The sequence below is a fragment of the Pseudanabaena sp. PCC 7367 genome (assembly GCF_000317065.1).
Taxonomy (GTDB): Bacteria; Cyanobacteriota; Cyanobacteriia; order Pseudanabaenales; family Pseudanabaenaceae; genus Thalassoporum; species Thalassoporum mexicanum.
Window position 1 is genome coordinate 3,104,607 of sequence record NC_019701.1, and the last position, 23,023, is coordinate 3,127,629.

Here is a 23,023-nt window from a genome sequence, read left to right on the forward strand (position 1 = left end):
GGGAAAAGTTGTATTGTCTAAGTTCACTTTTCGTCATTTTTCTCACCTCCCTTGCCCTTAGCCATTGTGACTAAGTAATTTTTAGCGCAACCCCCTCTTCACCGCAGATGAACATAGTGTAACGATCGCTGACACAGATGATATTCATCCTACCTTTAGTTTATCATCAAGATCTGGGATTAGTGCTGAAATGACAAGAAAATTGACTATTAGCGATGGCAACCTAACGACCAGTTTGCAAGGTTTTTTCTAGCTTCTGGCTGCCCATTGACATGGCATAACAGAACACCCAGTAGACCAGGCCAATGAAAATAAACCCTTCGGGGCTGTTGCGGGTGAATTCGGGTTGCGCCAGGATCGATCGCGCCATGCCATAGAAGTCCAGAATCCTGAGTACACCAAGCAGGGCGGTATCTTTGAACAATGAAATAAACTGACCGACGATCGCGGGGATTACGGCTTTGAGCGCCTGGGGCAACACAATCAAGCTGATTGACAGCGGCACATTTAAGCCCAACGCTCTGGCGGCTTCTTCTTGACCTCTGGGGGTACCCTGCAAGCCACCGCGCACGTTTTCGGCCAGGTAGGCGGAGGTAAAGACAATAAACCCGATCGTCACCTGCACGATCGCATCGATGCTGATTTCCTTCGGCACGATCAACGGCATCATCGTTTTGGCAAAGAACAGAATGCCAATCAGGGGCAGGCCACGAATTACTTCAATGTAGATAGTGCAGAACCATTTCACGATCGGCATGGTTTTGCTTTGTCTACCCAGGGCAAACAAAACGCCAAAGGGAAACGACAGCACAATCCCCACCACGGCGACGATCAAGGTAAGTAACAGGCCATTCCAACGATCGATCCGGACTTGCTCCAGTCCCAGGCCACCACCCACCAACCAGAGGGTGACAAAGAAGGAGAGAAACCAGGTAATCGAGAGGGCAAGGCTAATATTTTTAAATCCTTTCAGGGCTTGTCCGGCAAAGAAGCCAGCAAAAACCATTACCCCAGAAACCACTGTCCAGACACGGGGGGCAAAGTCTTCGACGGGGACAATAAAAGCCAAACCGATCGCAACTACGGCGGTGAGGATCGCAAAGTTGCGACTGAATCTGCCCCAAATGCCCCAGGATGCCCCACCCAGAAAGCAAACCATGCCCAGCACTGTCCAGATCCGCCAGTAGAGTTCGCTGGGATAGCGCCCGACCAGGAAGAGGCGAAAGTTTACTTCAATGATTTCCCAATCGGCCAGGTTGAAGACCCAGTTGATGCTGGCGGTTCCGGCGATCGCAATGAATGAGATCGAAATGAGCGTCAGGGCGGTGTTGTGCCACGAGCTGAAGAGGTTTTCCTTGAGCCACAGGATCGGCGCGCTGGGCTGCTCTGGTGGTAATACTTGGTTGGGGGTTTGGGTCATGCTGATCGCTGGTAGTAATTCGAGTTCCCGCTATTTTACGATCGGGTGATCAAATTGTACGGGGCGATCGCACCTTAATTGGTATTGATTTAACGGTTTTTATTGTTTTTTGTCCCCTTGCGGGGTAGTGGGTTTGAAAGCTACCCAACCTTATTCATCCTGGCTTACCAAAGGTTCTTGTTTCAGTCCCCTTGCGGGGTAGTGGGTTTGAAAGTCCTCGAAGGTTTTACCCAAAACTCAGGAGCAAAAAGAGTTTCAGTCCCCTTGCGGGGTAGTGGGTTTGAAAGAATGCTATTTCTATTCACGCATTTAATTCAGTACAAAGAATTGTTTCAGTCCCCTTGCGGGGTAGTGGGTTTGAAAGGAACTAACGCGTGCAATGCATGTATCGGTTCTTGGGAGTTTCAGTCCCCTTGCGGGGTAGTGGGTTTGAAAGAAACTGGAAAAACTGTTGTTGTCCCAGAGGATTATTTGCAGTTTCAGTCCCCTTGCGGGGTAGTGGGTTTGAAAGATGCACCAATTAATTTTGCTGTGTTGGATGAAACCGCCAGTTTCAGTCCCCTTGCGGGGTAGTGGGTTTGAAAGTTTCCGCTATTTGTATAGCTGCGGTCTTTTTGGGGGCATGTTCAGTTTCAGTCCCCTTGCGGGGTAGTGGGTTTGAAAGCAGTATTTATAGAGGATCCAAAACAAGGAAGGAAAGAGGGTTTCAGTCCCCTTGCGGGGTAGTGGGTTTGAAAGATACTCTGATTTATATGATCTCTATTTACATTACAAGTGTTTCAGTCCCCTTGCGGGGTAGTGGGTTTGAAAGGCTTTGAAGTAGTTGGCGAATCCCTCAAAGGGATCGTTTCAGTCCCCTTGCGGGGTAGTGGGTTTGAAAGCTCAGTTTATACTTGGCCTTAAAGCTAAGGTAGCTGCATGTTTCAGTCCCCTTTCGGGGTAGTTGGGATGTCAAGGTCTACCCTGATGGTTGCTGGAGTACATGAGTGCTTCAGTTTCAGTCCCCTTTCGGGGTAGTTGGGATGTCAAGTTTAGAAAGTGTTGCGAACACTTCTAACTCATCTACTTGGTTTCAGTCCCCTTTCGGGGTAGTTGGGATGTCAAGGCTGCATGAGTGCGTTTAGCTACTTATATTATTAACCCCGGTTTCAGTCCCCTTTCGGGGTAGTTGGGATGTCAAGAGCCCTGATCTAGAGCCCCTACCCAGAGTGGCATTGAGAGGTACAAATCTACGGAGGGTATAATTATTGAGAATTGACCTTCATTATTGCCAATCAAAACAATGCGTGTAGACCTGAAACGCTTGCATCGCAAGGCATCTACACAGGTGAACGAAACTATGCGGTTTTCAAGGATCTTATGACCTGCGTCGATCACTCTTCTAAAATACCCACTAATCCCCCATTTTGTCGATAGCAAAACCTTTAATTTATGTGAAGCAGCGATCGCTACCATAAGAGACCTTAAAAATAAATCAGCAAATGACTATCCTGAAACTTCGCCCCCGTCGCCTGTTTACCAGCTAGCTCAGGTGGCAAAAACAAATTATGGCGTTGATCGCCCGCTTCGATCGTGATTTCTGGCCCCGATTGAATCAGCTTCACCTGCTTTTTATCAAACGTCGGCAAATAGAGCTTCACCAGCTTCGCCGCCACATCGATCGAAAACGACGGCGTAGCCAAACGCGGCGACATATGGTCAGGGATAATTAATTCACCAGGGCGATCGGCCAAAGTCTCCACTGGCAACGGTGCAAACTCGGTGGCATCAAATTCACCGCGCCCAAACACCCCCGCCACAGTCAAACCCACCTGCTGGGCACTACCCCACAAATACTTAGCCACATCCACTGCGATCGGATCAGCAGTCGTGACCAGATAAGCCGCCACGCGATCGGCATCTTTTACCGCCTCGCGCCCCTGACTCAAAATATCAGTCGCTTCCCCTGCCTGCTTATTAAAATCCTCGGTGCTGGAAACATGCAACACACTGCGCAACACCGGCTCCACAAACGGGCTGAGTGCCTTACCCAACGAAGAAACCGAAATTGCATCCCTGAAGCGCCGTAAATACCAACTCAAAATCTCCGGCATCCCCAGCATCCGCAGCGCATACATATCGCCCATGCCGTCATAGATAATCAGATCATAATTACCCTCGGCCTCCCGATCGCGCAACCAGGCCAGACCCAGCGCCGCATCCATCCCCGGCAAAATGCCCAACTCCTGGCCATAGACTTCCTTAAAAAATGGCGTGCGTAAATACTGGTTCTCCAGCGATCGCATCTGCTCCCAATAGCGCTCGATCAGCGTGGTTGAGACCAGATTTACCGCCATCAAATTAGCCTGCACCTGCTTGGGATCGCAATCCAGCTCGGTTTCTAGCATTTGCGCCAGGGAGTTGCCCACCTGCTGCCCCACCAATAATACTCGTTTGCCTTGACTGGCATAGGCTCTAGCCGTAGCGATCGCGGTGGTGGTTTTGCCCACGCCACCCTTGCCTAAAAAAGTCAGGATTAAACTCATTGCCTGTTTTAAGATTTCCTCTGCTCAATTATTAATATCTGACTAATACTTAATACTTGACTAATACCAGGAAGAGACGGTTTCAGCCTAGACCATTGGGACATAATTGGAGCTAAATTTCTGGGCGCAGCATATCTGAGGAAGGTGAAATACTTTATTAAGTTACTTTTAAGTGATTCAGTAGGATGCTTCAGATCGATCGCTGTTTAAAGCTGATCTTGAGGGTAGCGATCGCTAATATTGCTGTGGCTAGAGGGCTTGAGCAATTTACCCCCAGACTTAGACTGTTGCCGATCTTGGTTAACCAACTGCTTCAAAGTGGGGCTAGGCGCAAAATGGGGAATCGAAACCGCCGGAATCTCGATCGGTTTGTGGCTATGGGGATGCATGCCGCGTCTGGCCTTTCGATCGCGGACAGTAAACTTACCAAAATTTTTGATCACAACCGATTGGCGATCGCCTAGGGCACGGCTGACGCAGGTTAAAAAAGCCTCCAGACTGGCCGCTGCCATGCTGTAGGTCAATCCATCCACCTCAGCCATCATGCCCTTAATTAAATCTTGGCGATTTAGGTCTGCCATATTAATGCGATTTAATGCGATTAAGTCAGTTGAATCCAGTTGAATCCAGTTAAAAATTGAATTACCAGGCGATCAAAAATTCGGCTATTAAAAATTCAAAGGCGAATCAAAATTGCTAGACTATTAGCCTGCTACTTCCAATTCTTCCGCAAAAAACCAAGCCGATTGGCTGTCGTTGAATTCAACCACATAGCCCATGCCGCCATCAACGATCTTGGGTTCGGCGATCGTGCCTACTTCGCCCTGTTTCGAGGCCATATCTTGATTTACACCTTCGCGGAAGCCCTGAATCCGCACTCGCTGCCCGATTTTAAAAGAATTAGAACTTTGCATCTGAGAAATATTTTAATTGAGTGAATTTACGCAAGAATTGATTACATCTTCTTAGAAAAGTTTACATTAGTTTTGGCGCAAGATTGCGATCGCTAGATCGGTTACTTACAGATAATCATGGCTACTGCTGGCGCTTGCTCCAAAGCCACCGTTAATTCTTTAACTAGTTTTTTAGCTAGCTATTTCCCTGGATATTCCCTCAGATTAATTTTCTGCCCTATGACCGTAACTACCGCCAATTTGCAAACCTTCAAAGAACGAGGCCAGCCAATTACTGCCCTCACCGCAACTGAGTACGCGATCGCAAAATTAATCGATCGGGCTGGTGTGGATCTTATTCTGGTGGGTGATTCGCTGGCAATGGTGGCGCTGGGACACAAAAATACTTTGCCAGTTACCCTCGATCAAATGATTCACCACGCCCAGGCAGTTGGTCGCGCCGTGGAGAATGCGCTATTGGTGGTAGATTTACCCTTCATGAGCTACCAGGAAAGTGATGAGCAGGCGTTGCGATCGGCGGGGCGGGTAATTAAAGAAACCCAGGCACAAGCCCTCAAACTGGAGGGGGGCTATCCAGATATGGTCGATCGGGTGAGCCGGATTGTGCAGGTGGGCATCCCGGTGATGGGGCACATTGGCCTTACGCCCCAGGCAGTGCATCGCTTGGGTTTCCGTAAACAGGGAATCGATGAAGCTGCCGCCGCTGAAATTTTCAAGCAGGCTGAAGCGCTGGTGGAGGTGGGTGTATTTGCGCTCTTATTGGAACATATGCCGGTAGAGTTGGCGGGCAAAATCACGCAGGCTGTACCCATACCCACGATCGGGATTGGCGCTGGTGATGCTTGCGATGGCCAAATTCTGGTCACCCACGATCTACTGGGTTTATCAGCATGGCAGCCACCCTTTGCACCTAAATACATTGATCTCAGTACGATCATCACCACGATCTTGCAAAAGTATTGTCAGGATGTGCAAGATCATAACTTCCCCACAAATTAATTGGGCAGACATGGTTTGAGCCATAAAGCGATCGCCACCACATCGGCTAAATCCCGTGCAGCAGGTTGATCCCAGCGATCGTAACAAACCCACAGTCCATAAAGACTACAACAATTATTCTTGGTAGCTACTCCCCAGGTATAAGTAAATATCCCTAGCCAATATATCTTTATACGGATTACACCTAAGTAAACTTTCGTTACATTACTTCCATCGCAGCAAATGAAGGTTTCAAGTTCAGACAACTGCGATTCAAGTAGGTAAAAATTTAGGTCATCAAAGCTCTTGCAGCTTCTGTAGTTCAAGGCTTTGTAATTAAGTAATCAAGGTTAGGGTATTAAATCAAATGGCTAACATCTCAAACTATAACTCCACAATTTTCCCCGCGATCGCTGTCGGTAATGATGTTGAACTCGCTACTGCTCAGTACAAGACACTAAGCACCGACGACAAGCTTGGTCTGCTCTGGATTGCTTACACCGAAATTGGTCGTAGCATTACTCCTGCTGCCCCTGGCGCTGCCCGCTTAGAATTGGCTGCTGGTTTGCTAGACCAAATTAAGCAAATGTCCTATGACGAACAGCTTCAGACCATGCGCGATTTGGTTGAGAAGAGAAACACCCCAGTTACTCGCGCCTATGGTGTATTCACCACCAACACCAAGCTAGGCTTCTGGTATGTTTTGGCACAACTCATGGATCAAAAAATCGTGGTACCTGTGCCGGCTGGTTATCAACTATCCCGCGATGCTAAAAAAGCATTCGAAACGATTACATTGTTGGAAATGAGCCAGCAAATCACCGTACTTCGCAATGCTGCCGCTGAAATGGGTGTTGATCCTCTTTTCTAAATTTGTCTAATTAACTTAGCTAATTAACTTAGCTAGTTAGTAGTTATATCTATGGCTTAACGATCCTAAGTATAACTATGCATCTAAGCATCTAATCTGTTTTCTCGATCTACTCATCTAAACATCTCTGTATCTCTAATTTATCGCAGGCTTTGATGCCTGCTTTTTATTTAGGTCTCGCCACTATGACTAATCCTAATCAACTAACGCTTGCCCAGAAACCGCCAACTTTAAGCCCAAATAACATCCAGACCAGGCAAATATCGATCGCTGGGATCGATGAACCAAACGTGATCGCATATTTTCAAACTCTAGCCAATCAAGATTTTGAGGCAACCGCCAGTCTGTTTGCCCCCGATGGTGAATTATGCCCCCCGTTCGAGGATGGCGTGGTTGGTAAAGTGGCGATCGCCAACTATTTAGCCCAAGAGGCGATTGGCATCAAACCCAATCCCAAAGAAGGCTTTGCTGAGTATTTTGCGGATGGCACTGTGCATTTGAAAATCACTGGTCGTGTAGAATTGCCCTGGTGTGCGGTGAATGTGGCCTGGCGGTTTGCTCTCGATCGCAATCGGCAAATTACCTGCGTGGCGATCGATCTGCTGGCTACTATGCAAGAGTTACTCAAGTTTCGCAATAATCGTGGCTAAGCGATCGATATCCGCGATTCTCTCTACGGCAGTTGCAAGAAGATTCCCTAGTTTTGCTTTAGCCCCGCTTAACCATTTCTTGACTTATCACCCAGCATGATTGGGTAGAATTAGTTTGGGCGTTGAATGTTAAATCCGATCGGCAACTCATAAGTAAGTTGCTAAGCTTGTCGTCTATTCAATTAAAATTTGGCGATCGTAAAAAACGATTAATGCCAAGCCTAGGCAGGATAGTAAGCGATTTTCAATCATAAAGATGATGATTTTTTGTAAAAAAACATCTTGCCAGAATCAGTCGTTTTAGCGCATTATTTAGAGATATTAATCACATTACTGATGGCACTCGGCTTTACGTAACCAAAGTTTAAGCAACTATCTAAGCAAAAGTGGCAGTATTGCAACCCAAAAGTCGCCAATTAGAGCGATCGCAGCAGCGGATCTATGATTACCTGATGCGAGTCGTTCGGCGCTGGCCGCCAGAAAAAGTATTAATGGCGTTTGGTGATTTATTCATTAACTATGAATGTGTCGGCGATAGCGCTGCTTGGCAGGCTCTGGGCGAAGTGATTGATGCAAATAATGAGCAAGAATTTATTTATACCTTGCAACGCTCTTGCTTTATTTTGATCAACTTTTGGAATGTAACCAGCAATTATTGCTATGGGCAGCGGTTAGTTACGCTCCTGGCCGATACAGCCGTTTATCAACATACTAATTTACCCAAGCTGACTACCCTCAGGCGCTGGGTGCAGCGGTTTGTGGTTTCTGGGAATTATCTCAAGCTCAAAACCCTTGCCACCAGACACATCGCCGTGCGGGCACGCTGGTGCGATCGCTACTCTGCCTATTTGCTGACCTCCCAATATGCGAATTTAAATAACCCCCTCGAACAACGCCAGATCGCGGGAATGCTATCCCACAGTATTAAAAGCCAGTTTAGGTTTGACCTGGCCATGTATACGGTGCGGGTCAATCGGCCGATCGGTGGTAAGTATGCCCCTCCTGCCAATCCCACCTGTCTTGGTGATGATGTTTTGTCGTTGATTCGGCTTGTGTTGGGCTCACATTATGGTTTCAACTACCGAAATCGAGCCAATATATTTATGCGCCTGAATAGTGGCATAACTTTTGGCCAGTTCAAAGCTAATTTTGAGCAATTTTTGAAATTTAGCTACGACGACAGCGATGCAGTGACGGCCTATTGGCGCGTAGTCGAAATGCTCTATAATTCTTTTCCTAGTTGTGACGATCGCCGGGTTGATGCTGATTTGATGCGGCGTACTTGCGATCGGGTCGTCAGGGCAATGATTTTGGGCGAAGACTACAATACTCCCTCAGATTTAATTAAGGTATTGCTTCAGCATGGTCATCCTCTGGCAATGGTGATTCCACTCCTGAAGATTGTTTTGATCTCTCCGGATAGCCGCACTTGTATTGAAACCTGCCTCGCTGAACTGATTAAACACTACAGTCAATTTGCCGAGGATGAATGTCGGCCATTAATTGATTTCCTCGAAATTCTGCGGGTGACTCTGACGATCTATACCGAAGACACCAACTATAATCTGCTCAAGATGAATAGCAACGGCAATGGCTCTAGTAGTAATGGCCATAGCATCAGTGGCAGTGCTGACTATCGCATCTTTTCCCAAGCCCGATTGCCAAGCAAAGCTTAAACAAAAAATATTAAAGACGTGGCGATCGAAAATCTAGACCCATTCAGCCAGATTATTGGTCAGACCAGCGCCGTTGACCTGCTCAAGGCGGCGATCAAACGCGATCGGATCGCCCCTGCCTATTTGTTTGCTGGCACACCGGGCATCGGTCGAGCCCTGACCGCTACAGCTTTCGCCACCATATTAATTCAAGACCATAAATCGACCCATCGCATCCACGATCGCAATCATCCCGATCTACTCTGGGTGGAGCCAACTTACCTGGATCGTGGCAAGCTGCTCACCGCCTCGCAGGCAGCAGAACAGGGACTTAAACGTCGGGCTGCGCCCCAAATTCGCCTGGAGCAAGTGCGATCGATCGCCGAATTCTTGAGTAAGCCTCCCCTGGAAAGCCAGCGATCGATAGTGGTGATTGAAGATGCACACACAATGGCGGAAGCGGCGGCAAATGGTTTGCTGAAAACCCTGGAAGAACCAGGTCATGGCACGATTATTTTGATTGCGCCGGCGGCGGGTAATTTACTGCCAACGATCGTGTCGCGGTGCCAGCTAATTCCGTTCTATCGGCTCTCGGTGGCTCAGGTGCAGTTGGTGCTAGGTAAGCTTGGGTATAGCGATCTGCAACTCCAAATTTTAGACCTGGCTCAGGGATCACCTGGTACGGCACTCATGGCGATCGATAAACTAGCCGAAATCCCAGACGAGATTCTAGAAGCCCTAGAACAAATCCCCGCTCAACCGATCGCTGCGCTGACCACGGCCAAGCAAATTGCCAAAGATCTAGATATTGAAACCCAGCTTTGGTTAATTGAATATTTACAAAATTACTTCTGGCGGCTTTATCAGGGGCGATCGCTCCATCTGCCACAGATCATCCAATGCTTGGAACAAGCCCATAAATTATTAAATGGCTATGTGCAGCCACGATTGGTATGGGAAGTGACTTTTTTGAAGATGACAGATTTACGGTCTGGTAGGCTGGCAATAGTTTAGCGTTGATTTTTCTTAATGCTTGGATTCACTAAATTGGATTCACTAAATTAGAAATTTTTAAGTGCCTGAGTTGTTAACCTATAATTAGCTGACATAATAACTGCATGGCGATCGATGTCTACACCTATTCCATGAGTGGATCGCCGTGAGTATGACTAAACTCCTAACTGTTCTAAATTATTCTAAATTAACTGACAAAATCGGCTCCCAAGCCGCAGACTAAAACCAGAAGGAAAACAATGACCACCAGACGAACCGACTCTGCCTTCCCCCTCAGCCACAACAAAGAATCCGAAGAGATTATTAATGGTTTGACTAAGCGCGAACTTTTCTCTGTGATGCTGATGCAGTCATTGACTAGCTCTGATATCCAATTTGAGGATATTTACCAAAAAGCACGCATGGCAGTAATGGAAGCAGATGCCCTGATTGCGATCCTGGATAGTGAATAATCCAATTGTGATGGTCAAATATTGCTAATTTGCGTGGTATGCGCCTCAAATTCTGAAGCTGCATATCCTTCTTCCTCCACAAACAGACCAGAAATATGCAAAAATCTCTCCCCATCTGCCAGTTAGGGCGCTCTGCACAAGAAGATCTGAGCCTGCGGGGTGCAGCGGTGCCAGTAGTAGATATACATGATCCATTGATCCAGCAGTTGATTGATGATGCGATCGCCACGATTAAGGCTGCTAATGGGGTTGGGATTGCCGCCCCCCAGTTAGGTCATGCGCTGCGTTTATTTATTGTGGCTTCGCGCCCCAATCCCCGCTATCCTGAGGCTCCTACAATGGAACCCACCGCGATGATCAATCCAGTGATCCTGGCAAAATCCAATAATATGGTGTCTGATTGGGAGGGTTGTCTTTCCTTGCCCGATCGCCGCGCTCAAGTATTGCGCCATCAATCAATCGAGGTTACCTATCTCGATCGCTATGGTAATCGATATCACCAGGAGCTGACTGATTTTATTGCCCGCATCTTTCAGCATGAATATGATCACCTAGAAGGCATAGTATTCAGCGATCGGTTAGTAGATGAGTCGGAATTGATCACCGAGGCAGACTATCTACAACAAATTAGTGTCTCAATTGCTTAAATTTAAATACAGCGATTTTAAGTAACTGGAGCATAAATAACTTACTTAACGATGCTTTTTATGTTTTATGCATTACTGCGATCGGCTCCTCTGCTGCAACTAGCGCTAAATTGAGATAAAAGACTTGATCTTAGGTATATAGTCTAAGTGACTGGATTTACTTCCCCATTCCAGTACAGCAAGTACGGATCATAACAGATAACAATAGACAAGCTAAATGCCAAAAGTAATCTCAATTCATTCCTACCGAGGCGGTACTGGTAAATCTAATTTCACCGCCAACCTAGCCACGTCCGTTGCGGCTCAGGGATATCGGGTTGGGATAGTTGATACGGATCTGCCTTCACCTGGCATTCATACTCTGTTTGGTCTTGACCCGCAGAATATTACCACCACCCTGAATAGTTTTTTGCAAGGCAGCAGCCCGATCGAGAAGGCCGCCTATGATGTTAGTGCGGCGGTTGGCTTGGGTGAAAACAAACGGCTTTTTTTGGTGCCAGCCAGCATCAACGCCGATCAGATCGCCACAGTGCTTAAATCTGGCTATGATGTAAAGCTATTAAATGAAGGGTTTCGCCGTTTAGTAAAGGCTTTGTCGCTGGATTATTTATTCATTGATACCCATCCGGGCTTGTCTAAGGAAACTTTTCTGTCGATCGCTATTTCCCATATTTTGATTCTGATTCTGCGCCCCGATAAGCAGGATTTCCAAGGCACTGCAGTTACCGTGGATGTAGCCAGACAACTAAAGGTCAGGCATATGATGCTGGTGGTTAATAAAGCATTAAGCAGCCTTAATTTTGATGCATTGAGCCATAAGGTAGAAGAAATTTATAAAACCCCAGTGGTAGCAGTTTTTCCGTTATCCGAGGAGATGGTGCAATTGGCAAGTGAGGGCGTTTTCTGTGTTGAAAAACCTGATCACGCGATCGCCCATAAATTTGCCAGCGTAGCCCAACAGATCATTGATCAAGCATAGCCCTGTCGCCCCATAGCCTTATGTCTGAAAACATTGCCCCAGTCGATCGCCCCTCCTCAAACCCGATTGCCAAGGTCGCTGGCCGGGTTTCGATCTGGACGCTCCTGGCCGTGCCGCAGATCCTATTAGTTACCATCATCGTCGGTGTGGTGGGATTTTTATCCTTTCGCAATGGACAAAGGGCAGTAAAAGATGTTACCTCCCAATTGCGCGAAGAAGTCTCCAGTCGGGTTGCCCAACGCTTAGAAAGCTATCTGCATGAGCCAGTGTTGGCAGTGGAGTCTAGTGCCAACGCCGCCAAGCTCGATCAACTGCCATTAGCTGATTTAAACAATGAAAACCTCGGCTATGTGGAGCGTTTTTTGTGGCAGCAAATCAGACTATTTGACTACATGTATGCCGTGTATGTTGGCAATGATCAGGGCAAATTTGTTTATGTTAAGCGTGAGGATAATGGTGATTTGGTGGCCAAACCAGTAGAAACACCACCGCAACGAATTGCCTATTTACTTGATGCCAATGGCGATCGCACCGTTAAAATTGGCACCGATCAATATAATCCCCGCCTGCGCCCCTGGTATGAACAAACAGTCGCTCTCGATCGGATCAATTGGAGTGATATCTATACCTATATCGGCGGTGAGCTAGGTATTACAGTCGCCGCGCCACTCTACAATCGCCAGCAGCAATTTCAAGGCGTGGTTGGGGTTGACTATACCCTGGACTTAATTGGTGATTTTTTACAGGATTTAAACATCAGTACCAACGCTCAGGTTTTCATTGTGGAGCGATCGGGCGGTCTGGTGGCCACTTCAACCACCGAAGCACCCTTTAGCCTGGGTCGTGATACTGAGCCTCAGCGTAAACTGGCGATCGAGAGTAATAACGATCTGACCAAAGCGGTTGCCAATCACCTCCAAGATAACTACGACAAGTTGACTGCTTTTCAGGCTCCCATGCAACTTGACTTCCAGGCGGCTGGCGATCGCCAGTTTGTGCAGGTATTGCCATTCCAGGATGAAATCGGTCTTGATTGGCTGATTGTGGTAGTAGTGCCAGAACAAGATTTCATGGCGAATATTAATGCCAATACTCGCATTACTGTGCTACTTTGCCTTGCTGCCCTGATCGTGGCGATCTGCATTGCAATTTTGACTTCCAAATGGATCGTCAACCCAATTTTAAATCTCAATCATGCGATCAAAGATATTAGCAAAGGGGAATGGGATCAGCGAGTCAATTTAGATCGCAATGACGAGGTCGGGGAGCTAGCCAATTCCTTTAATCTCATGTCGGCACAACTTCAGAGTTCATTTGAAAGTCTGGAGGCGAGGAATATTGACCTGAATGAGGCAAAGCAAGAGCTGGCTCAGGCCAATGAGCAAATGGAAGCGGTGCTAGGTGCAATGCCTGGCTTGGTAGCCTGGTTTAATAATCAAGGGGCTTATTTGGGTGTCAATCGCTACATTTGTGAAACCTGGCAGATTGAGGCGGAAGATTTGATTGGCCAAAAGGTTGGCTATCTGAGTGGCAATGTTGATCTGGCCAAGTTTATTCATGCTTTCATTGACAGCGATCGGATCGCTGAAACTAAATTAGTGGAGGTGGCAATTAATCGCTCCCTGCGTTTCTATTTACTAGAGGTGCAAAAATACCAACAGGGTAAAGCGATCGTGATGGTGGGTATTGATATCACCGAGCGTCGCCGGGCTGAAGAGGCGCTGCGGATCGCTGAGAATAAATATCGCAGTATCTTTGAGAATGCCCTGGATGGTATTTTTCAGGCCACCCCTGATGGCAACTATCTCAGTGTTAACCCGGCAATGGCAAAAATCTTTGGCTATGATTCACCAGAGGAGATGCTAATTCGTACCAGGGAGGCAAGCCATGATGTGTATGTTGATGCTAGCTACCGCGATCGCTTCACCAGCCTGCTTGACCATGTGGACGAAATCGAAGGATTTGAATACCAGGTCTATCGCAAGGATGGCAGCCAGATCTGGATCGAAGAAAATGTGCGGGCGGTGCGCAGCGATCGAGGCAAGTTATTGTTCTATGAGGGTATGGTGCAGGATATTACCCGCCGCAAACAAGAAGAAGCCGAACTGCGCCGACAGGTACAGGAACTGAAGATCGAAATTGATCACCAAAAGCGGGAGCGGGATGTGGCGCAAATTATCCAGGATGATTATTTCCAGGAACTTAAGCTAGAGGCCGATCGGATGCGATTAGATTTTGAGGATTTCTAGTTAGCGATCGGCTTGGGTCAAGCTGCCATTCACAATACTTTCATTGGGATTGGCGGAGTAAGTCCAATCAAAGCCAAGTGAGGATTGCTCCGGTTTGAGCGTAACCAGACCACCATCAACGCATTGTCTGGTGCCATAATCAATCTTTTCCTTAGCACGAAGCCGATCGCCCCTGACCTCGATCACGGTTAAATAACCACCACATTGCAGATCGGGGTAGTCGATTTTGGCGAGCCGATCGCCCACTGCCACTGGCTTAGCCGCCTCAAAATTGATCACCACTAAGTATGGCGGTGCATCCACATCTTTTTGAATTACGCGACCTTGCCAGGTTCCAGCAAAGAGGGTAGCTGGATTAGCGCGATCGTTGGGGGAATCATTGCGTATGACTGGATCTGCTGGATTGGCGGGAATCGATCGACTCGGTGCTGGTTTAGTCTGGGGCGATCGATTAGGATTGCTAGGCTTACTCTCTACTGGGATCAGAATCAACCTGGGCTGATTGTTGGGATTGGGATTAGATTGACTCGATTGATTAGTTTCTACGGGGATAATATCAGCTTGCGCGGATTTATTAATTGTGGCGATCGGACTAATCGCACCCACCCCAAAAATTGTTAATCCAGTCAGAATAATTTTGCTAAGGCGATCGCTATGCATAGATTTAAACCCTCTAGCTTGGCTGGTTGTGCAAATTTGAAATTTGATTATAAAAGCAAGGAAAGGATGAAACAATTGCTAGATCTGCTTTTTAAAGAAATTCAGAATAGCAAGAAACGGGTGGCTTTAGATCGTTGATCCAACTATAAACATCTAAGACGGCTTTTACGATCGGCCAGGAGAATTATCCATGCTTGAACAGACCTTAACCAATCCTAATCAAGATTGCGATACATTTGGGATCGCGTTGCAGCGGAACCAGTCAAAATTGAGTATGGATCTTTCCTCGCAGCAAAATCATTTAGATCGCAACGATAGCCAGACCTATGAGCTAATTTCAAAAGCGATCGAGTTTATGCGCGATCATCACCGCGATCAGCCTGACCTGGCCACGATCGCCGCTCAGACTCACCTCAGCGCATATCACTTTCAAAGATTGTTTAAAAAATGGGCTGGCATTAGCCCCAAACGCTTCAGCCAATTCCTCACGGTTGAATATGCCAAGGCAAGAATTACGCAAACTCCCAGCCTGTTGGATTTAAGCTTAGATGCGGGTTTATCTAGCTCTGGCCGCTTGCATGATCTATTTGTGAACCTGGAGGCAATGTCCCCAGGGGAATATAAGGCAGGGGGAGCGGGTTTGAAAATTTGGTATGGCGTGCATCCGACTCCCTTTGGCGATTGCCTGATTGCCACCACGTCGCGGGGAATTTGTAATTTGTATTTTATTGATGCAGCGGATCAAGCTGAGCAGGAATTGCGGCAGGATTGGTCAAGGGCTGAGCTGATGGTTGATCAAAATCGCACCAGGTCAATTTGCGATCGCCTCTTCAACTCCAATCCCACCGATCGCCCCCTATCGCTCCATCTAAAGGGAACTAATTTCCAGATTCAAGTGTGGCGAGCCCTGTTGCAAATCCCTTCCGGTACGGTCACAACCTATCAAAATATTGCCGCTGCGATCGATCGACCCAAATCATCCAGGGCAGTTGGCACAGCGATCGGTCGGAATCCGATTAGTTATTTAATTCCCTGTCATCGGGTAATTCGTGGCTCTGGGCATTTGGGCGGCTATCGCTGGGGACTGACCCGTAAATCCGCCTTGTTGGGTTGGGAAGCGAGCCAGTTTGAGGCTCAGGAGCAACCCCAAGAGAAAAATCAAGATCAAAATTTATGAATCGAATAGATTAACTTTTAATTTATATCAAGTTTCTACAATTTCAACCGCAATCTAAATGCTTCTAAATGCTTAAATATAGAGAAAAGCCAGCAAAGCCGCCGCCGTCAGGACAGTAGTTGCAAACGTAGCGATCAGAAAAGTTCTGGTATCCGCCGACTTATAAGCCTTCTCCGGCAAACTCGCCATCACCACGATCGCGGTAATAATCACCAGCGTGATCATAAAAGCAGTGCGATTCATAATTTTAATAACCCCCTTGATGCTCTGGGTTCCATCACGATCGACCAGCAACAATAACTAGCCGTAAATTAGTTCTAGCAAAATATAATAGTTAACTGGCGATCGCTTCACTTTTCTTAAGCTCCCCCTTGCCAGTTTTTGAATTTTTAATTGCACATTGAGGTGATTAACCCAATTGGGTGATGTCTTAGCCTACTCCTCAAGTTAGGATTAGATTAATCTTTTTCATGTCTTCTCCACCCTAGCCAACGCGTTGGGGTGTTTTTGTTTCAGCCCGCGTACAACAATCGAAATTGCTATAACAAGCCAACCTGTCGCAGCGCAGCCTCAGCGGCTTGTTTTTCTGCCTCTTGTTTCTTGTGGCCAGAACCAACCCCATAGCTTTTGCCATCTACCACCACCTCAGCGGTAAAGTGCTTATTGTGGGCGGGGCCCGATTCGGCAATGATCCGATATTCCGGTGGATTGCTGCTAATGTTGCCCAGCACCCACTGTTGAAACATAGATTTACTATTCACCACCCTGGTTGTTTCCAGGATCGGCGCGAATAATCCTTCCAGGTAAATTTTGACCGCCGCAAACCCCGAATCTAAATAGTAAGCACCAATCACCGCCTCAAACGCATCACTCAGGATCGAGGGCGATCGCCTACCACCACTCAAATCCGTGCCCTTACCCAGTTTTAATTTCTCGCCCAGATTAATTTGATTAGCAAGTCTGGCCAGATTGGTTTCATCCACCAACATCGATCGCCGCCGGGTTAGCTCCCCTTCCGCCATTTGGGCATAGCAATGATAGAGCATTTCACCCACCACAAAATCCACCACCGCATCCCCCAAAAACTCTAGCCGCTGGTTATTCACTGCCACCAAGTTATTTTCATAGGCATAGGAAGTGTGGGTTAATGCCTGCTCTAATAGTTGCGGATCTTTGAATTGGGGCAGCGGCGATGGGGTAGACACAAATCATAGTTACGATCAACTGTTGCTCAAATTTAACCCCTAATTCGATCGACAAGCAACCGCTAACCCCAAAACCAGTTATTGCCAATCTGCCGGTTGAAATTAAAGGTGAGGTGGCGATCGCTTGCTCAGGTCTTCAGGGATGTAGTCTCATGAAGATTTTTTGTTATTTGCAATTAAACCTGAGATTTGAAATTAATAAAGGCAATCTTTCACACAGTTGACGAGCAGACCATTTATGATGGAAGCAGAGTTGAGCTTGATCAATTAAGTAAGCTAAATAAGCTATGACTGCAACAGAAATCCCCTACTCCAATACTCAGATCACCGCCTGGCTCAGGGGGCTGATGAGCATCGCCTGGGCTGATAATGATTTCAGTCCATCCGAAAAAGAATTATTACAAGAATTTACCCAAGATCGCCACCTGGAAGCATTTACCGATGCCTCTAGCCTGGATCAGCTAAAACCAATCACCCCCCAGGAGTTAAAGGAAGCCTTTGGCGATGATGCGGATATGGCTGAGAACTTCCTGCGCACCGCCGTAATGATGGCGATGGTGGATGGTGAATATTCCATCTCTGAAGATGATTTGATCCAGGAATATTGCGAGGCTTTGGGGCAAGAAATCCAAGCGATCGCCCAATTGCGCAAGGCAATCCAGGCTTCACCGGATGAAGAACAACATCCCAATTTATTGGAGCCCGTCAAGGAATGGATGGATCACCTGGATATTAAAGATCAACGGCTGGCCAAGTTCATTTGTAAGGTGGTTCCAGCGCAATGCCCATTCGAGCGTGATGTTTATTTGTTTGGCAAAAAAATTATGCACATCCCAGCGATGTGTAAAATCAATCCTCTGTTCGATCAACTGATGGGACTACGCTTCAAATCGCTCAGCTACCTGGCCGATGAATGCGGTCAAGATGTAAGTAAATATTGCTAGAGCTAGCCAGGCTTTCCTGCTAAACTCTAGGCATTGTTTGATTGGTTACTAATTGGTTACTAATTGGTTACCGAGCAACAGATTCATATGAACCATTTGCCAGTTGATTGCGATCGCCAAGTTCTATGACCAGAGAAATTAAAGGTGCCGAGCCAGGATCGGCTGCTTCTGCCAATATCCTTAAGGTGATTGTGCTGCTCCGTCGCGCTGGTTGGTGGGGGTTTACGGTGGAAGTAATTCTCACGGTGATCGCGGCGGTGATCTTGGCGCAGGCTTTCTTTACGATCACGGTAGTAGAAAGTGGTGAGGGTAATCCTGGCCTGGGGCCGGGGCTGACTCTGGCCTCGATCGGCCTGCTCTTGGCCTGTGCCAATGTATTCTGGATGTATTGGTATACCCGTCTGGCGAAGAAATTAGGTGCTGCCAATGGCGATCGCAGCGATCGACCTTCCAAGGCCAGTACCCTGAATCAGGTCAAAATCGGCGTTTATATTAGCTTGTTTGGGATCGGTGTGGCTCTATTGGGGGGGTTTGCGATCGTTGGCGTGCTGTTTAGCAAGGCGATCTCGGTACCTGGTAATGCGGTGGCTACCACTGGCGGTGGTTTTAGTAGCTTTGTACAACCGTTGGATATTTTTATTGTGCAGGCCAACACAAATGTGATTTTGGCGCATTTTATTGGCCTATTGATCTCATTGTTTTTGCTGGTACGCATCCCCAGCATTACGGAGCGATCGAATAATTAGTAATGATGATCTTGCGATCGAAAGGCTTTGCGGCTAACCCAGTCTTCAATTGCTATATCAATTAGCTCATCTAACTTCTTGATGTGATTTTAAGCCAAAGATATAAACAGCTAAGCCTAAGCCAAAAGGAAATGGCCTAACTTTGGCATCCACCAAATAGGCATGCACAAATATATATATTAATAAGTGACCGTACCATCCGCTAAAGGAATGATACGGGAGTATTTAAACAAGATTTAGCTGTGCTTGTCGCCTAGCCAAAACTAGTGGTAATCGCTATAGGGCCGGTTCTTGTAATACTTATGGGGGTTGTTATTGTAGTACCGATCGCTGCGATTGTAGCGATTGTTGTTATATCTCCTGGGGCTATTCACCTCATAGATGCGTTGATTATGGGAATATGGCCGAGGCGTTACTAAAACCCGGCGGCGCGGTGATCTGTTGTAGTAATTATCGTTATAGCGACGATTGTAATTGTTATAGCGTCTTTGGTTGTAATACCGATCTTTCTTGTAGTAGTTGCTATCTTTGTAATAACCACGGTTGTCGTAATAGCGATTATTGCTGTAATAGCGATCGTCAGTGTCTAGATATAGACTCACGCCATCATTACCAAACCGAACTGCCACGTCTGCTTCAGCAGGTTTGGCGATCGCCAATGAGCCAGGAATCGCCAGCGCAAGGATCGCGGCGGCTGTAGTGATAAACCTTTTCATTTTCCCTCTTTCTTAATCTAAGCTAGCAGGATGAAGATGTTAGTAAAGTTATTCAATTTAGATGGGAAAGCGACCTACATCTGGGACTTCGGCAGAGCAAATCCAGAACAAATAACTATTTGCACTGATTATTTACACTTAATCAATTGCGATCAAACTCAACCTGTGGCTAGTGTTGGCACAGGAGAACATAACGCGAGGGTAGTGGGCAAACTTACTAAAAGTAGTTTTAAGGCCGCGATCGCTACAACTCAACACCAGCTCGATCGCTCTTTGTTTTACTTAGGTGTTTTACTTAGGGGTGTTTTACTTAGGTACTTAGCACTAGCCTCGTAGCTTGGCTATCTAGGCAATACTGGGAATTGCGTCTTTTAGATTCCCAAGCTTTGTTTTTTGTACCTCTCCTAACTCTATTCTAGCATTGCTGCCTGTCTGATTAGAGTTTCCATACATCTATTCGCAGCTACTTATCCGCGGATCGAACAACGGCATAAATAAGAAGCTCATAACTATTTAGCAATATTTAGAAATATTCATAAATATAAGGCTCCAAGCTGAGCAGCGATCGCCCATTGATAAACATGGGATTGGCGGAAAATTTTTGAGCCTGAGCGAATAGAATCAGCAATTTTTATTGTTGTAAATTCAAACTCAATTCATGTTAATTCCAATCAATAGCTTGCCCAGAATTACATTCACCTACTACTTGATCGCCAACATATTACTCACTATTACTCATCACTTCGGGAACATGTTGGTTTAAATACTTGTCAAAAACAATAATCAATGCCAATTCCGCCAGTATAAATACTGACAAAAGTATAATAAGAGCATCAGACGAAATTGATTAGGGTGAAATAATATGGCAAGACAGATCTTTGTCACCGGCAGCCTTGATATTAGCGATGACGATCAATCAAGCTTTGAATGGTGTCACTACCGCCTGTCCGGGAGCGCTGCAATTGATATAGACGAGCCAGTTGAATTACTCCAGGTCACCAAGGTATGCGGCGGTGAAGTGAGGGTGGAGCTGGATCTCAAGGCGATCGCCCTGCCCAATGGTGATGCGAGGGTTACTGGCACTGCCAAGCTCTATGAAGGAGTTTCAGGGTTTACCACTACTGACCTGGATGATCAAGAAAATATTGATTTTTTGCTGTCGGCTGACCAATCTTTGCCCTTAAAAATCAAGCTGGAAAACCAGGAGGTTGATAGTGATGATCTGGCCGAGATCAAGCTAACCTTTGAGAATGTGGCGATCGAAGAGGTGGCATAGGGCATTCTCTCTGGCTAGATTACCCGCAAATTTGCAATAATCTGAACTCGATAGACTCGATAGATTGGATAGATTGGATAGATTTTTGTAACTCTAGTTTGTGATCCCTTCATCTCTAACGATCGCTAACCGAGCAATGGATCTGTCTGGCGATCGTTTTTTATTGAGACCAGCCAAGCCTCGATCGCCTTGCCGATTAGCTCAAACCGTAAGCTTTGCATCACCCATCCATTGCCAACATAAGGAATAATGTTCCAGAGCACATAATAAAGTTGGCGATGCAAGAACTATTACAAGCAACGATCGATGGGATCGCCCTGGGGAGCATTATTTCCCTGGCGGCAGTGGGTCTAACCCTCACCTATGGCATTCTGCGGCTGGCAAATTTTGCCCACGGCGATATCCTTACTTTTGGAGCCTATGCGGCCTTTTTGTGTAATGTTGCGCTCAAGCTAAATATTTGGCTATCGGTAGCGATCGGCTGTGGGGTGGCGATCGCCCTGGTGATAATTGTCGAGAAAATTCTCTGGGCTCCGTTGCGGGCAAAGCGGGCAAACTCAACCACCTTGATGATTGTCTCGATCGGCCTGGCGTTAGTAATTCGCAATGCAATTATTTTATTTTGGGGGCCTTCGCCCCAGCGATTTGATTTGCCTACTTTTCCGGCCTTGCAGTTCTTGGGGCTGACGATCACCCGCAATCGGATCTTGGTGATTGTGCTGGCCTTGTTGGCAATCGGCGCACTTTATTATCTCTTGCAAAATACCAAAATTGGTCGGGCGATGCGGGCAGTGGCGGATAATCCAGAACTGGCCAGGGTCTCTGGGATTAATGTGGATGCGGTAATTCTGTGGACCTGGGTGATCGCTGGTGGCCTGACTGCCCTGGGTGGCAGTATGTATGGGATTGTGCAAACGCTACGGCCAAATATGGGCTGGTTCTTGATTTTACCCATGTTTGCCTCGGTGATTTTGGGTGGGATTGGCAATCCCTACGGGGCGATCGCGGGGGCGATGATCATTGGTATTGCTCAGGAAACCAGCACTTTTTGCCCCTCAGAGCTAGGTGAATTGGCGCAGTATTGCTTGGGTACTGAGTATAAATTGGGGGTGGGCTTGCTAATTATGATCTTAGTGCTATTGTTTAAGCCGCAGGGATTATTCCGGGGCACATTTTGATTTTTTATAACTTCAAAAAATTTAAAAATCTTTAAAGTAGTCAGCCGTTCACTGTTTAAAGGGGAGATGGGATATAACTAAGATGCAACCAGATCAGACATCGAATCACACCTCAAATCAAATGCCTAATCCTGAGAATCCAGACAATCAACAATTACCAGCGATCGAGACCTTGATCGACCCGCAAGTAGCCCAACAGCTTGATGATCAAATTGCGGAGCTAATCAACGATGCCCCCCAGGATGGCGGCATGCCCCAGGCAGTGAGTATGCTCTCTTCGGTACTCAAGGCGATCGCGGCAAAGCTTGAGCATCTCCACTATTTTATTATTCAAACCCAGGCTGGGGATTGGCTCTTAACTACCCTCAGCCATCGGGATTTGCCAGAAGTCTCGAAGCGGGTGATCTATGCCTATGGCGATCGCACTGTGGCTAATGTGGAGCGATTGAAGCTGGATGATCCCAAATTGATTTGCGTAGAGATTGGCGTAATTGACTTGTTATTTCGCTTAATTGGGCTGCAAGCGGTGGATAGCTTGATTGTGTTTGATAGCGTGGCGGGAACTACCAATGGCACTGAGATCGTGCGGGCAGAGTTGCAACAGATGTGCGAGAAGCACCTGAAGCGCTTGCAGTATGGACGCAGTAAGCTGGCGGAGGTGCAACGGCAACGTGCTGCTGCTGATCCGTTACTTGCCAGACCTAATCAACCCAGACCACCAAAGGGGTTTAGTTCGATCGCTTAGCAACTAATTTAGTTACTTATTT

General features: G+C 46.9%; 27 protein-coding genes. 17 read left to right on the forward strand and 10 right to left on the reverse strand.

Features of this window, described 5'->3' with window-relative positions; genetic code table 11:
* Nucleotides 1-223: 223 nt before the first annotated feature.
* Nucleotides 224-1,420, reverse strand: a complete 1,197-nt coding sequence (locus PSE7367_RS12330; protein WP_015165682.1) for an amino acid ABC transporter permease — start codon at nucleotides 1,418-1,420, stop codon at nucleotides 224-226.
* Between the two features lie 429 nt (nucleotides 1,421-1,849).
* Between PSE7367_RS12330 and PSE7367_RS23160 the strand changes: the two genes are divergently transcribed.
* Entirely contained in the window at nucleotides 1,850-1,993 is a 144-nt protein-coding gene (locus PSE7367_RS23160) for a hypothetical protein (protein ID WP_413773406.1), read from the forward strand.
* An 890-nt stretch (nucleotides 1,994-2,883) separates the two neighbouring features.
* Here the strand turns inward: PSE7367_RS23160 and PSE7367_RS12335 are convergent.
* The 3 genes from PSE7367_RS12335 to petP all read right to left on the reverse strand — a co-directional run bounded on the left by PSE7367_RS12335 (nucleotide 2,884) and on the right by petP (nucleotide 4,859).
* A complete protein-coding gene (locus tag PSE7367_RS12335; protein ID WP_015165683.1) occupies nucleotides 2,884-3,945 on the reverse strand; it encodes a Get3/ArsA fold putative tail anchor-mediating ATPase NosAFP in 1,062 nt (353 codons plus the stop codon).
* 206 nt (nucleotides 3,946-4,151) lie between these two features.
* Nucleotides 4,152-4,526 carry an HU family DNA-binding protein gene (locus PSE7367_RS12340; protein ID WP_015165684.1) on the reverse strand — a complete coding sequence of 125 codons (375 nt, stop codon included), beginning with the start codon at nucleotides 4,524-4,526 and terminating at the stop codon, nucleotides 4,152-4,154.
* Between the two features lie 123 nt (nucleotides 4,527-4,649).
* Nucleotides 4,650-4,859: a cytochrome b6f subunit PetP gene (gene petP / locus PSE7367_RS12345; protein WP_015165685.1), complete on the reverse strand. Its 210-nt coding sequence runs from the start codon at nucleotides 4,857-4,859 to the stop codon at nucleotides 4,650-4,652.
* A 219-nt stretch (nucleotides 4,860-5,078) separates the two neighbouring features.
* Between petP and panB the strand changes: the two genes are divergently transcribed.
* A complete protein-coding gene (panB, locus tag PSE7367_RS12350) occupies nucleotides 5,079-5,858 on the forward strand; it encodes a 3-methyl-2-oxobutanoate hydroxymethyltransferase (RefSeq protein ID WP_015165686.1) in 780 nt (259 codons plus the stop codon).
* On the opposite strand, the gene PSE7367_RS22060 is transcribed toward panB, so the two are convergent.
* Nucleotides 5,855-6,103 (reverse strand): hypothetical protein, encoded by a 249-nt coding sequence (locus PSE7367_RS22060; RefSeq protein ID WP_156800396.1) that lies wholly within the window; start codon nucleotides 6,101-6,103, stop codon nucleotides 5,855-5,857. The two genes, panB and PSE7367_RS22060, sit on opposite strands and share 4 nt — an antisense overlap.
* A gap of 101 nt (nucleotides 6,104-6,204) precedes the next feature.
* Between PSE7367_RS22060 and PSE7367_RS12355 the strand changes: the two genes are divergently transcribed.
* The 8 genes from PSE7367_RS12355 to PSE7367_RS20505 all read left to right on the forward strand — a co-directional run bounded on the left by PSE7367_RS12355 (nucleotide 6,205) and on the right by PSE7367_RS20505 (nucleotide 14,354).
* The gene (locus tag PSE7367_RS12355; RefSeq protein ID WP_015165687.1) at nucleotides 6,205-6,708 is read left to right on the forward strand and encodes an orange carotenoid protein N-terminal domain-containing protein; all 504 of its coding nucleotides are present in this window, start codon (nucleotides 6,205-6,207) and stop codon (nucleotides 6,706-6,708) included.
* A gap of 185 nt (nucleotides 6,709-6,893) precedes the next feature.
* Nucleotides 6,894-7,358, forward strand: a complete 465-nt coding sequence (locus PSE7367_RS12360) for a nuclear transport factor 2 family protein (RefSeq protein ID WP_198013415.1) — start codon at nucleotides 6,894-6,896, stop codon at nucleotides 7,356-7,358.
* 386 nt (nucleotides 7,359-7,744) lie between these two features.
* Entirely contained in the window at nucleotides 7,745-9,034 is a 1,290-nt protein-coding gene (locus PSE7367_RS12365) for a hypothetical protein (RefSeq protein ID WP_015165689.1), read from the forward strand.
* An 18-nt stretch (nucleotides 9,035-9,052) separates the two neighbouring features.
* Nucleotides 9,053-10,027, forward strand: coding sequence for a DNA polymerase III subunit delta' (locus tag PSE7367_RS12370; protein WP_015165690.1), 975 nt, complete (start codon nucleotides 9,053-9,055; stop codon nucleotides 10,025-10,027).
* Nucleotides 10,028-10,266: 239 nt separating this feature from the next.
* Nucleotides 10,267-10,479: a hypothetical protein gene (locus PSE7367_RS12375; RefSeq protein WP_015165691.1), complete on the forward strand. Its 213-nt coding sequence runs from the start codon at nucleotides 10,267-10,269 to the stop codon at nucleotides 10,477-10,479.
* Nucleotides 10,480-10,574: 95 nt separating this feature from the next.
* A complete protein-coding gene (gene def / locus PSE7367_RS12380) occupies nucleotides 10,575-11,126 on the forward strand; it encodes a peptide deformylase (RefSeq protein ID WP_015165692.1) in 552 nt (183 codons plus the stop codon).
* A 217-nt stretch (nucleotides 11,127-11,343) separates the two neighbouring features.
* Nucleotides 11,344-12,105, forward strand: a complete 762-nt coding sequence (locus PSE7367_RS12385; RefSeq protein ID WP_015165693.1) for a MinD/ParA family ATP-binding protein — start codon at nucleotides 11,344-11,346, stop codon at nucleotides 12,103-12,105.
* Nucleotides 12,106-12,125: 20 nt separating this feature from the next.
* Nucleotides 12,126-14,354 (forward strand): PAS domain S-box protein, encoded by a 2,229-nt coding sequence (locus tag PSE7367_RS20505; RefSeq protein WP_015165694.1) that lies wholly within the window; start codon nucleotides 12,126-12,128, stop codon nucleotides 14,352-14,354.
* Here PSE7367_RS20505 and PSE7367_RS12395 read toward each other — a convergent pair whose 3' ends face one another.
* Entirely contained in the window at nucleotides 14,355-15,014 is a 660-nt protein-coding gene (locus PSE7367_RS12395) for a hypothetical protein (protein WP_015165695.1), read from the reverse strand.
* A 190-nt stretch (nucleotides 15,015-15,204) separates the two neighbouring features.
* On the opposite strand from PSE7367_RS12395, the gene PSE7367_RS12400 reads away from it, so the two are divergent.
* Nucleotides 15,205-16,191, forward strand: coding sequence for a methylated-DNA--[protein]-cysteine S-methyltransferase (locus PSE7367_RS12400; protein WP_015165696.1), 987 nt, complete (start codon nucleotides 15,205-15,207; stop codon nucleotides 16,189-16,191).
* A gap of 72 nt (nucleotides 16,192-16,263) precedes the next feature.
* Here PSE7367_RS12400 and PSE7367_RS12405 read toward each other — a convergent pair whose 3' ends face one another.
* A complete protein-coding gene (locus PSE7367_RS12405) occupies nucleotides 16,264-16,434 on the reverse strand; it encodes a hypothetical protein (protein ID WP_015165697.1) in 171 nt (56 codons plus the stop codon).
* A 296-nt stretch (nucleotides 16,435-16,730) separates the two neighbouring features.
* Nucleotides 16,731-17,396 (reverse strand): ribonuclease III, encoded by a 666-nt coding sequence (rnc, locus tag PSE7367_RS12410; RefSeq protein WP_015165698.1) that lies wholly within the window; start codon nucleotides 17,394-17,396, stop codon nucleotides 16,731-16,733.
* A 287-nt stretch (nucleotides 17,397-17,683) separates the two neighbouring features.
* Between rnc and PSE7367_RS12415 the strand changes: the two genes are divergently transcribed.
* Nucleotides 17,684-18,340 (forward strand): Mo-dependent nitrogenase C-terminal domain-containing protein, encoded by a 657-nt coding sequence (locus PSE7367_RS12415; protein ID WP_015165699.1) that lies wholly within the window; start codon nucleotides 17,684-17,686, stop codon nucleotides 18,338-18,340.
* A gap of 125 nt (nucleotides 18,341-18,465) precedes the next feature.
* Nucleotides 18,466-19,086: a DUF3611 family protein gene (locus PSE7367_RS12420; protein WP_015165700.1), complete on the forward strand. Its 621-nt coding sequence runs from the start codon at nucleotides 18,466-18,468 to the stop codon at nucleotides 19,084-19,086.
* A gap of 263 nt (nucleotides 19,087-19,349) precedes the next feature.
* Here the strand turns inward: PSE7367_RS12420 and PSE7367_RS12425 are convergent, their stop codons facing one another.
* Nucleotides 19,350-19,802 (reverse strand): hypothetical protein, encoded by a 453-nt coding sequence (locus tag PSE7367_RS12425; RefSeq protein WP_015165701.1) that lies wholly within the window; start codon nucleotides 19,800-19,802, stop codon nucleotides 19,350-19,352.
* A 30-nt stretch (nucleotides 19,803-19,832) separates the two neighbouring features.
* Here PSE7367_RS12425 and PSE7367_RS12430 point away from each other — a divergent pair, with 30 nt between their 5' ends.
* Together PSE7367_RS12430 and PSE7367_RS12435 are read left to right on the forward strand one after the other, a co-directional pair.
* Nucleotides 19,833-20,138: a hypothetical protein gene (locus tag PSE7367_RS12430; RefSeq protein ID WP_041698456.1), complete on the forward strand. Its 306-nt coding sequence runs from the start codon at nucleotides 19,833-19,835 to the stop codon at nucleotides 20,136-20,138.
* A gap of 526 nt (nucleotides 20,139-20,664) precedes the next feature.
* A complete protein-coding gene (locus PSE7367_RS12435; protein ID WP_015165703.1) occupies nucleotides 20,665-21,078 on the forward strand; it encodes a hypothetical protein in 414 nt (137 codons plus the stop codon).
* Nucleotides 21,079-21,203: 125 nt separating this feature from the next.
* Here the strand turns inward: PSE7367_RS12435 and PSE7367_RS22065 are convergent, their stop codons facing one another.
* Nucleotides 21,204-21,341, reverse strand: a complete 138-nt coding sequence (locus PSE7367_RS22065) for a hypothetical protein (protein WP_198013416.1) — start codon at nucleotides 21,339-21,341, stop codon at nucleotides 21,204-21,206.
* A 15-nt stretch (nucleotides 21,342-21,356) separates the two neighbouring features.
* Here PSE7367_RS22065 and PSE7367_RS12440 point away from each other — a divergent pair, with 15 nt between their 5' ends.
* Together PSE7367_RS12440 and PSE7367_RS12445 are read left to right on the forward strand one after the other, a co-directional pair.
* Complete coding sequence (locus PSE7367_RS12440) at nucleotides 21,357-22,256, forward strand: branched-chain amino acid ABC transporter permease (RefSeq protein WP_015165704.1); 900 nt, start codon at nucleotides 21,357-21,359, stop codon at nucleotides 22,254-22,256.
* Nucleotides 22,257-22,377: 121 nt separating this feature from the next.
* Nucleotides 22,378-23,001, forward strand: coding sequence for a hypothetical protein (locus tag PSE7367_RS12445; RefSeq protein ID WP_198013417.1), 624 nt, complete (start codon nucleotides 22,378-22,380; stop codon nucleotides 22,999-23,001).
* Nucleotides 23,002-23,023 lie beyond the last annotated feature (22 nt).